This window comes from Micromonospora sp. 4G55 (assembly GCF_016803375.1).
The window spans coordinates 1-9,751 of sequence record NZ_JAEVHN010000206.1; the positions used below are offsets into that span (position 1 = coordinate 1).

A 9,751-nucleotide genomic window follows, 5' to 3' on the forward strand; every position below is an offset into this window, starting at 1 on the left:
CGGTGTCGACGCGCGGGGCAGCCGCAGCCGACCCGGTCCTCCGGCCCGACGCCCTGGGCGAGCAGGTGGTGGGCGAGCCGGTTGGCGCGGTGGTCCAGCTGCGCGTACGTCAGCTCGCCGCCGGGACCGATCAGGGCGGTGGCGTCCCGGGTGGCCCGGACCCGGTCGGCGATCCGGTCGAGCAGCGAGCGGAACGGCCCGGCCGGCGCGGCGACCGCCGGGGCCGGGGCGGCCTCCGCGGGGGGCAGGTCGGCGATCCGGGCCGCCGGGTCGGCGGCGACCGCCCGCAGCAGCCGGGTGTACGCCTCCGCCATCCGGGCGATGCTGGCGGCGTCGAAGATGTCGGTGGTGTAGTCCAGCGCGCCGGCCAGCCCGTCGGGGCCGTGCACCAGCTCCAGGGTCAGGTCGAGCTTGGCCGCGCCCCGGTCCACCGGCAGCGCGGCGCCGGCCACCGGCCCGAGCCGCAGGGTGTCCAGCGTCCAGTCGTTGTAGCTGAACAGCGCCTGGAACAGCGGTGAGCGGCTGAGGTCGCGCTCCGGGCGCAGCTCCTCGACCAGCCGGCCGAAGGGCAGCTCCTGGTGCTTGTACGCGCCGAGCGCGTCGTCGCGGACCCGGTCGAGCAGCTCGGCGAAGGTGGGCGTGCCGGTCAGGTCGGCCCGCAGCACCAGGGTGTTGAGGAAGAACCCGACCACGTCGCGGACCTCGGGGCGGCCTCGGCCGGCGACCGGGGTGCCGACGGCGAAGTCCGCCTGCCCGCTCCACCGGCCCAGCAGCACCTGGTAGGCGGCGAGCAGCGTCATGAACAGCGTCGCGCCGTGCGCCCGGCTGAGCCGTTCCAGCGCTGCGACGAGTTCCGGCTCGACGGTGAACCCGACGCTCGCCCCGGCGCCGCTACGCACCGCCGGGCGGGGCCGGTCGGTGGGCAGCTCCAGGGTGGGCAGGTCGGCCAGCCGCCGCCGCCAGTGGTCCAGCTCTCCGGCCAGCCGGTCGCCGGCGAGCCGGGTCCGCTGCCAGGCGGCGAAGTCGGCGCACCGGACCGGCGGGCGGGCGATGTCGACCCCGTCGTAGCCGGCCTCCAGCTCGCGGACCAGCACCGCGGCCGACCAGCCGTCGGCGACGGTGTGGTGCAGGGCGAGCAGCAGCAGGTGCGCGTCGCCGGCCCGCCACAGCACGGCCCGGAACAGCGGCCCGGTAGTCAGGTCGAACGGGCGGCAGGCCTCCTGCGCCAGCGCGGCCGCCGCCTCGGCCGGCGTCGCCGCGTCCCGGCGGTCCAGGCCGGCCCAGCCGGGCGCGACGTCCTGCTGGACCACCCCGTCGACGAGGGTGAACCGGGTGCGTAGCGCCTCGTGCCGGTCGACCAGCGCGTCCAGCGCGGCGGCCAGCCGGTCGGCGTCCAACGGCCCGGTGAGCCGCCACGCCAGCGGGATGGTGTACGCCGAACCGGCGCCCTCCAGCCGGTCGAGGAAGACCAGCCGCTCTTGTCCGAAGGAAACGGGCAGCCCCGTGGTCGCCGTGCCCCGGGTGATCGGGGCGGCGACCTCGCCGGCGTCGGCGAGCAGCCGGGCCAGCCCGGCGATGGTGCGGGTGGTGAACAGGTCCCGGAAGGTGATCTCCCGGCCGGTCCGGGCGGCGACCGCGCCGACCACCTTGATGGCCAGCAACGAGTGCCGCCGAGGGCGAAGAAGTCGTCATCCATGCCGGGGTCGGCGACGCCGAGCACCTCGGTGAAGATCTCGGCAAGCTGCCGTTCCAGCTCGGTTGCCGGCTCCCGCCGGCCGGCCCCGGCCGAGTAAGTCGGCTCGGGCAGGGCGGCCCGGTCGACCTTGCCGTTGTGGGTCAGCGGCAGCTCGTCGAGGACCACCACGGCGGCCGGCACCAGGTAGGCCGGCAGGGACCCGGCCAGGTACGCCCGCAGGTCGCCCAGCTCAGCCGGGTCCGCGGCCACGTACGCGACGAGGCTCAGCGCGCCGCTGCGGTCGGGGCGGGCGAGCACCACCGCGTCGCGGACCGCCGGGTGGCGGCGGACCGCGGTCTCGATCTCGCCCGGCTCGACCCGGAACCCGCGCACCTTGACCTGCCCGTCGGCGCGCCCGACGAACTCCAGCGCCCCGTCGGCGGTCCAGCGCACCAGGTCACCGGTGCGGTAGACCCGGCCGCCGGGCGCGCCGAACGGGTCCGGCAGGAACCGCTCGGCGGTGCGCCCGGGCGCGCACACGTACCCGCGGGCCAGGCCGGCGCCGCCGAGCAGCAGCTCACCGACCACCCCGACCGGGACGGGCCGCAGTTCCCGGTCCACCACATACGCGGTGGTGTTGTGCATGGGGCGGCCGATCGGGACGGCGCCCGCGCCGCCGCTCGGCGCGGTCACCGGGTGCCAGGTGCCGAAGGTGGTCGACTCGGCCGGGCCGTACATGTGCAGCAGCCGCCCGGGGCCGCCGTGGGCGAGCAGGCCGTCCACCGCGACCGGATCGGCGGCCTCGCCGCCGAAGAGCACGTGCCGCAGCCCGCGCAGGACGCCCGGGCGCTCCCGGGCGACCTGGTGGAACAGGGCGGTGGTAAGGAAGAGCGTGCTGACCCGGTGCCGGTCCAGGTGCCCGGCGAGGGCGGCGGGCGAGAGCGCCACGTCGGGCGGGGTGACCACCAGGGTCGCGCCGGCGACCAGGGTGGCCCACACCTCGAAGGCGGCCGCGTCGAAGACCGGGTTGGCGGCGAACGCGACCCGGCCGTCCGGACCGAGGGTGAGGTAGCCGCCGTCGTGGACGGTGCGGATTAAGCCCCGGTGGGTGATGCCGATGCCCTTCGGGCGGCCGGTGGAGCCGGAGGTGTAGACCACGTAGCCGAGCTGCTCGGGGTCGACCGGGGCCCGCGGGTCGGTGTCGGGGTGCCGGTCCAGTGCGGCGGCGTCCCGGACCAGGTCGACCACCCGGCAGCCCAGCCCGGCGCCGTCGTGGTGCCCGGCGGCGGTGATCAGCACGGTGGCGCCGGTGTCGGCAATCATGTGCTGGCTCCGCTCGGCCGGCTGGTCGGCATCCAGCGGCAGGTATGCCCCGCCGGCCTTGAGCACGGCGAGCTGTGCGCGGACCAGGTCCGCCGAGCGGGGCAGGCTGACCGCCACCACCGTCTCCCGGCCCACCCCGAGGTCGGCCAGGTGGTGGGCCAGCCGGTTCGCCCGCCGGTCCAGCTCGGCGTACGTCCAGACGGCCTCCCCGTCCACCACTGCCGGGCGGTCCGGGCCGGCGGCGACCCGGTCGGCGACGAAGTGGTGCAGCGGGCGGGCGGGGATCGCCGGCCGCGGCGCGGTGCCCGCGGCGAGCAGGGCGTCCCACTCGGCCGGGTCGAGCACGTCCCAGTCGCCGAGCCGCCCGCCGGTGTCGCCGGCCAGGGCGGTGAGCAGCCGGGCGTACGCGGCGGCCAGGCGCGCCACGGTGGGCTCCGCGAACAGGTCCGTGGCGTACTCGAACAAGCCGGTGAGGGTGCCGTCGGGCGCCTGGTCAACGAAGAGGGTGAGGTCGAACTTGGCGGTCCGCCAGCCCAGCGGCAGCTCCTCCGCGGTCAGGCCGGGCACCCGCAGTGCGGTGACCGCGGCGTCCCGCAGCGCGAACATGGTCTGGTAGACAGGGGTGCGGCTCAGGTCCCGCTCCGGGCGCAGCTCCGCCACCACCTGCTCGAACGGCACGTCCTGGTGCTCGTACGCGCCGAGGGTGGCCTCGCGGACCCGTCTGAGCAGCTCGGCCAGGGTGGGGTCGCCGGCCAGGTCGGCCCGGACGGCGAGGGTGTTGACGAAGAAGCCGATGACGTTCTCGACCTCGGCGCGGGACCGGCCGGCGACCGGGGTGCCCACGGCGAAGTCGGTTTGCCCGCTCCACCGGCCGAGCAGCACCTGGAACGCGGTCAGCAGCACGGTGTGCAACGTGGTCTGCTGCTCCTGGGCGAGTGCGGCCAGCCGGCGCAGCGCGTCCTGGGGCAGCGCGAAGCGGTGGGTGGCGCCGTCCGCGCCGAGCACCGCCGGTCGGGGCCGGTCGGTGGGCAGCTCCAGCGCCGGCACGTCGGCGAGGGTCCGCCGCCACCAGTCCAGCTCGGCGCCGAGCCGGACCGGGGTGAGGTCGGCGCGCTGCCAGCGGGCGAAGTCGACGTAGCGCACCGGCGGCGCGGGCGGGGTGGCGCCGGCGTACAGCTCGCCCAGCTCGCGGGCGATGACGCCGAGCGACCAGCCGTCCGCGACCACGTGGTGCAGCACCAGCAGCAGCACGTCGTGGTCGGGCAGGCGGACCAGCGCGGCCCGCCACAGCGGCCCGGCCGCCGGGTCGAACGGGCGGCGGATCTGCGCGGCGGCCAGCTCGTCGGTCCACCCGTCGGCGTCCAGCCGGGTCAGCTCGACCGCCGGCTCCGGGTCGATCACCGGGGCGTCGTCGACGAACCGGGTCCGCAGCGCGTCGTGCCGGGAGGCGAGCCAGTGCAGGGCGCGCCGCAGGGCCGCCTCGTCGAGGTGGCCGTCGACCCGCCAGGCGACCGGGATGACGTAGCTGGGGCTGTCCGGGTGGATCCGCTGGAGGAAGAGCAGCCGCTCCTGCCCGAACGAGGCCACGGCGGGCGTGTCGTCCCCACCAGCCACCAGCGCCGGGGCGGTGTCCTCGGCGGGCGCGGCGACGACCGTCTCTGCGAGCCGGGCCACGGTCAGCCCCTCGAACAGGTCCCGGACGGAGACCTCCACCCCGAGTTCCTCACGGAGCCGGGCGATCAGCCGCACGGCCAGCAGCGAGTGGCCGCCGAGAGCGAAGAAGGTGTCGTCCACGCCGACCCGGGCGACGCCGAAGACCGAGGTCCACACCTCGGCCAGCCGTTCCTGCACCTGGTTCTCCGGCGCCCGGTACGGCACCGCCAGGTCGGGCCGGTCGGGGGCAGGCAGGGCCTTACTGTCCAGCTTCCCGCTCGGGGTCAGCGGCAGCTCGGCCAGCGGCACGAAGGTCGACGGCACCATGTAACCGGGCAGCCGCCCGGCCAGCCGGTCCCGCAGCGCGGCCAGATCCAGCCCGTCGCCGACCACGTACGCGACGAGCCGCTTCTCGGCCGCCTCGCCGGTGGCCACCACCACCGAGGCGCGGACGCCGGGCTGGTCGTTGAGTACGGCCTGGATCTCGCCGAGCTCCACCCGGTTGCCAGCGAGCTTGAGCTGCTCGTCGACCCGGCCGAGGTAGTCGACCACGCCGGGACGGTGCCAGCCGGCCAGGTCCCCGCTGCGGTACATCCGCCCGCCCGGCTCGCCGTACGGGTCGGGCAGAAAGCGCTCGGCGGTGAGGCCGGGCTGCCCGAGGTAGCCCCGGGCGAGCTGGACGCCGGCCAGGTAGAGCTCCCCCGGCCCGTCGCCGGGGACCGGCCGCAGCTCGGGGTCGAGGATGTGCAGCTGCGTGTTGTCCACCGCCGCGCCGATCGGCACGCCTGCGCCGGCCCACTCCGGCTGGCAGGCCCAAGCGCTCACCTCGATGCTGGCCTCGGTCGGGCCGTACAGGTTGTGCAGCTCGACGTCGGGCAGGGTGCGCAGCACCCGGTTCTGCAGGTCGGTGGGGAGCGCCTCGCCGCTGGCCATGATCCGGCGCAGGCTGCGGCAGTCGGCCACGCCGGACTCGCCGACGAACAGGGCCAGCATGGTGGGGATGAAGTGGACGCTGGTGATCTCCCGGCGCTGGATGGTGTCCACCAGGTAGCGGGTGTCCCGGTGACCCCCGGGCTTCGCGATGACCAGCCGGGCGCCGACCATCAGCGGCCAGAACAGCTCGTAGACCGACACGTCGAAGGCGTACGGCGTCTTCTGGAGCACCCGCTCGTCGGAGGTCATGCCGTACTCGTGCTGGCCCCAGCGCAGCCGGTTGACCACGCCCCGGTGCTCGGCGACCACGCCCTTCGGGCGGCCGGTGGAGCCGGAGGTGTACATGACGTAGCAGGCGTTGCGCTCGTCGACCGCGACGCCGCACGGCTCGTCGGACTCGCCGGCGGTGTCAGCGAGGGTCAGCTCGGGCAGCCCGGGCAGGCCGAGGTCGACCGCCATGCCGGGGCCGCGGACCAGGGCCACCGCGCCGGCCTGGCCGGCCATGTAGGCCAGCCGGTCGGTGGGCAGCTCCAGGTCCAGCGGCAGGTAGGCGGCGCCGCTCTTGAGGATGCCGAGCAGCGCCACCAGCAGGTCCAGCGACCGCTGGGCGCCGGCCGCGACGACCGTCTCCGGCCCGGCGCCGCGGCGGCGCAGGGCGTGGGCGAGCCGGTTGGCCCGGCGGTCCAGCTCCCGGTAGGTCAGCTCCGCGCCCTCGAACTCCATGGCGACCGCGTCCGGGCTACGCCGGACCTGCGCCTCGACCAGGCCGTGCATCGTGCTCATGCCTGCTGCTCCTTCAGCGCCTGCTCGACGTCCTCGCTGCTCATCGCGGCGATTTCGGCCATCAGCTGCTCCTCGACGGCGGCGGCGAGCCGAGCCACGGTGGGCCGTTCGAAGAGGGTGCGGACGGCCACCTCGCAGCCGAAGGCCGCGCGCAGCCGGATGGCGACCCGGGTGGCAAGCAGGGAGTGGCCGCCCAGGTGGAAGAAGTTGTCGTGGATGCCGATCCGGTCGACCTGGAGGACCTGCCGCCAGATGTCCGCGATCGCCTCCTCGGTCGGGGTACGTGGCGGCTCGGCGTCGGCGCCGGGCGCCGGCCGGTGGCCGGCCGGGTCGGGGAGCCGGTCGCGGTCGACCTTGCCGCCGACGGTGCGCGGCAGCTCGTCGAGGACGACGAACACCGCCGGCACCATGAACTCCGGCAGCCGCTCGGCCAGCCGGTCCCGCAGTTCGTCGACGGCCAACCCGTCGCCGGCCAGGTAGGCCACCAACCGGTCCTGCCAGGCAATCACCACGGCGTCCCGGACGCCCGGGTGCTCGCGCAGCCGGGCCTCGACCTCGCCGACCTCCACCCGGAACCCGCGCACCTTGACCTGGCCGTCGGACCGGCCGTGAAACTCCAACTGCCCGTCGGACCGCCAGCGCACCAGATCCCCGGTGCGGTAGAGCCGGCCGCCGGGCTCCCGCCCGTACGGGTCCGGCATGAACCGCTCCGCGGTCAGCCCCGGCCGCCCCAGGTAGCCCCGGGCCAGCTGGGTCCCGCCGACGAACAGCTCAGCGACCGCGCCCACCGGCACCTCGGCGAGGTGACCGTCCAGCACGTACAACGCCCGGTCCCCCACCGCGCGGCCGATCGGCACCACGCCGTCCACGTCGGACGATACTTCGTAGACTGTGGTGCTGACGGTGGTCTCGGTCGGCCCATAGGTGTTCACCACGGCGACGTCGGGGTGGTGCCGGCGCCACCAGGCCAGGTCGGCGGGGCGCACCGCGTCGCCGCCGAGCACCAGCAACCGCAGCTGGGCCGGGCTCCAGGTCGGCGCGGTGGTGCCGGCGGCGGTGACCTCGGCGACCAGCTCGGTGAGGTAGCCGGGGACCACCTCCATCACGGTGACCCGGTGCCGCTCGACGTCGGCGACGAGTTGGGCCGGGGCGACCAGGCCGTGCTCGGGCAGGACCAGCGCCGCCCCGCAAGTCAGCGCGGGGAAGATCTGCTCGACGGAGGCGTCGAAGGCGAGCGCGGCGAACTGAAGCACCCGGTCGGCCGGGCCGAGCCCGAACCGCCGCCGCATCCGGGACACGTGCGCGGCCATCGCGCCGCGCGGCACGCCCACGCCCTTCGGCCGGCCCGTCGACCCAGAGGTGTAGATCACGTACGCCAGCTGCGCCGGGTCCACCGGGACACCCGGGTCGTCCTCGCGGCCGCCGTCGGGCAGCCGCCCGTCCAGCACCACCGTGGCGCCCACGTCGGCGGTGACCAGGTCCACCCGCACGGCCGGCCAGGCCGGGTCGACCGGCACGTACGCCCCGCCGGCCTTGAGCACGCCGAGCACAGCGGCGAGCAGATCGACGCCGCGCGCAGCCGGACCACCACCGGCGTCTCCGGCCGGACGCCGCGGTCGCGCAGCCACCAGGCCACCCGGTTGGCCCGCGCATTCAGCTCGGCGTACGAGACCACGCCGTCGACGGCGATGGCGGCGAGYGCGCCCGGGTCGCGSCGGGMCCGCKYCTCGAASGCGACKACCGGGTCGACCACCCGGCCGGTCATCTCGGCGGCGCCGAACCGGCGCAGCAGGGCGGTCTCGGCGGCTGGCAGCGCGAGCGCGCCGATCCGGATGTCCGGCGCGGCGACCACGGCGGCGAGCAGCTCGCGGCAGCGCTGCACCAGGCGGCCGATGGTGGCGGCGTCGAACAGGTCGGTGCGGTAGACCACGGTCATGGCCAGCTCGTCGCCGCGCGGCTGGGCGAAGAGCGACAGCGCGAAGAGGGCCTTGGGCCGGTCGGTTTCGAAATCGGTGAAGCGCAGGGTGCCGGCCCGTCCGTCGTCGCCGGGCACGTTCTGCATGGCGAACCATGCGTCGATCAGCGACTCGGTGTCCGGCCGCTCGGGCCGCAGCTCCCGCACCACCCGCTCGTACGGCACGTCCTGGTGGTCCAGGGCGTCCAGCGCGTCGTCGCGGACCCGGCCGAGCAGCTCGGCAAAGGTCGGGTCGCCGGCCAGCCGGGCCCGTATGACCAGCGTGTTGACGAAGAGACCGATGAGGTTCTCCACCTCGGGCCGCCCGCGCCCGGCCACCGGGGTGCCGATGCCGAAGTCGTCCTGCCCGCTCCACCGGCCCAGGAGCACCTCGAACGCGGCGAGCAGGGTCATGTAGAGGGTGGTCCCGTGCTCGCGGCTGAGCCGGTGCAGCCCGGCCACCAGCTCCGGGCCGAGGGTGAACTCGCTGGTCGCCGCGGCGTGCGACGGCTGCTCCGGCCGGGGCCGGTCGGTGGGCAGGGCCAGCGCCGGCAGGCCGGCGAGCTGCGCCCGCCAGTGGTCGACGTCGGCCGCCAGGCGGTCCCCGTCGAGTTCCCGGCGCTGTGCCTCGGCGAAGTCGATGTAGCGCAGCGGCAGCTCGGGCACGTCCCCGCCGTCGTAGTGCGCGCCCAGCTCGCGCACCAGCACCCCGATCGACCAGCCGTCGGAGACGATGTGGTGCATCGCGGCCAGCAGCACGTGCTCGGTGTCGGTGAGCCGCCAGACGACCACCCGGAACAGCGGCCCGGTGGCCAGGTCGAACGGGCGACCGGCCTCGATCCCGGCCGCGCGGGCGACCTCGGCGGCCGAGCCGGCCTCGCGCCAGCCGATCGCGGTGTCGACGTGCGGGGCGAGCACGGCCCGGGGCACCCCGTCGCGTTCGACGAAGGTGGTACGCAGCGCATCGTGCCGGGCTACCACCGCGTCCAGCGCGCGCTGCAGGCGGTCGCGGTCGAGCGGACCGTCCACCCGCCACATCGGCGTGGTCACGTACGCGGCGCTCCGCCCGCCCGCCAGCCGGTCCATAAACCACATGCGGTGCTGAGCAAACGAAGGGGTGTAACAGAATCCGCCGCTCATGCTCACCTGGCGCAATTCACAGCTCCTCAAACAGCAGTGGGATCGGGTGAGCGCGCCCTCTGGCGCAATCACCTCCCAGGGACTGGTGCCATGCCGGATCCCTGCTGGCGTTCAGCAGGATGGAAGCGGCTCGGCAGCCTCCTGCACGGCAGCATGTCGACTTCGGATGCAAGCCAACAAAGCTCATGGATCCACATGCGACCAGTAGGAAAGCAGGCGAGATGTCACTCGCGCTTGAGTAGCCGATACTCAGCCGCTCAACTACGGCGTCTACGGGGCCCGCAAGATCT

Annotated in this window: 2 protein-coding genes and 2 pseudogenes; all 4 read right to left on the reverse strand. The window is 75.2% G+C overall.

Annotated elements, in window-relative coordinates; genetic code table 11:
• On the reverse strand, positions 1-1,646 hold a 1,646-nt coding region (locus JNW89_RS17950; RefSeq protein WP_238449795.1), incomplete at its 3' end, for a condensation domain-containing protein.
• Between the two features lie 236 nt (positions 1,647-1,882).
• Positions 1,883-6,367: pseudogene (locus JNW89_RS17955) on the reverse strand (amino acid adenylation domain-containing protein); the annotation flags it as partial.
• A complete protein-coding gene (locus JNW89_RS17960) occupies positions 6,364-7,917 on the reverse strand; it encodes a non-ribosomal peptide synthetase (protein ID WP_238449794.1) in 1,554 nt (517 codons plus the stop codon). The gene JNW89_RS17960 and the pseudogene JNW89_RS17955, both read right to left, overlap by 4 nt.
• A gap of 266 nt (positions 7,918-8,183) precedes the next feature.
• Positions 8,184-9,461, reverse strand: a pseudogene (locus tag JNW89_RS17965) (condensation domain-containing protein); the annotation flags it as partial.
• Between the last annotated feature and the right edge of the window lie 290 nt (positions 9,462-9,751).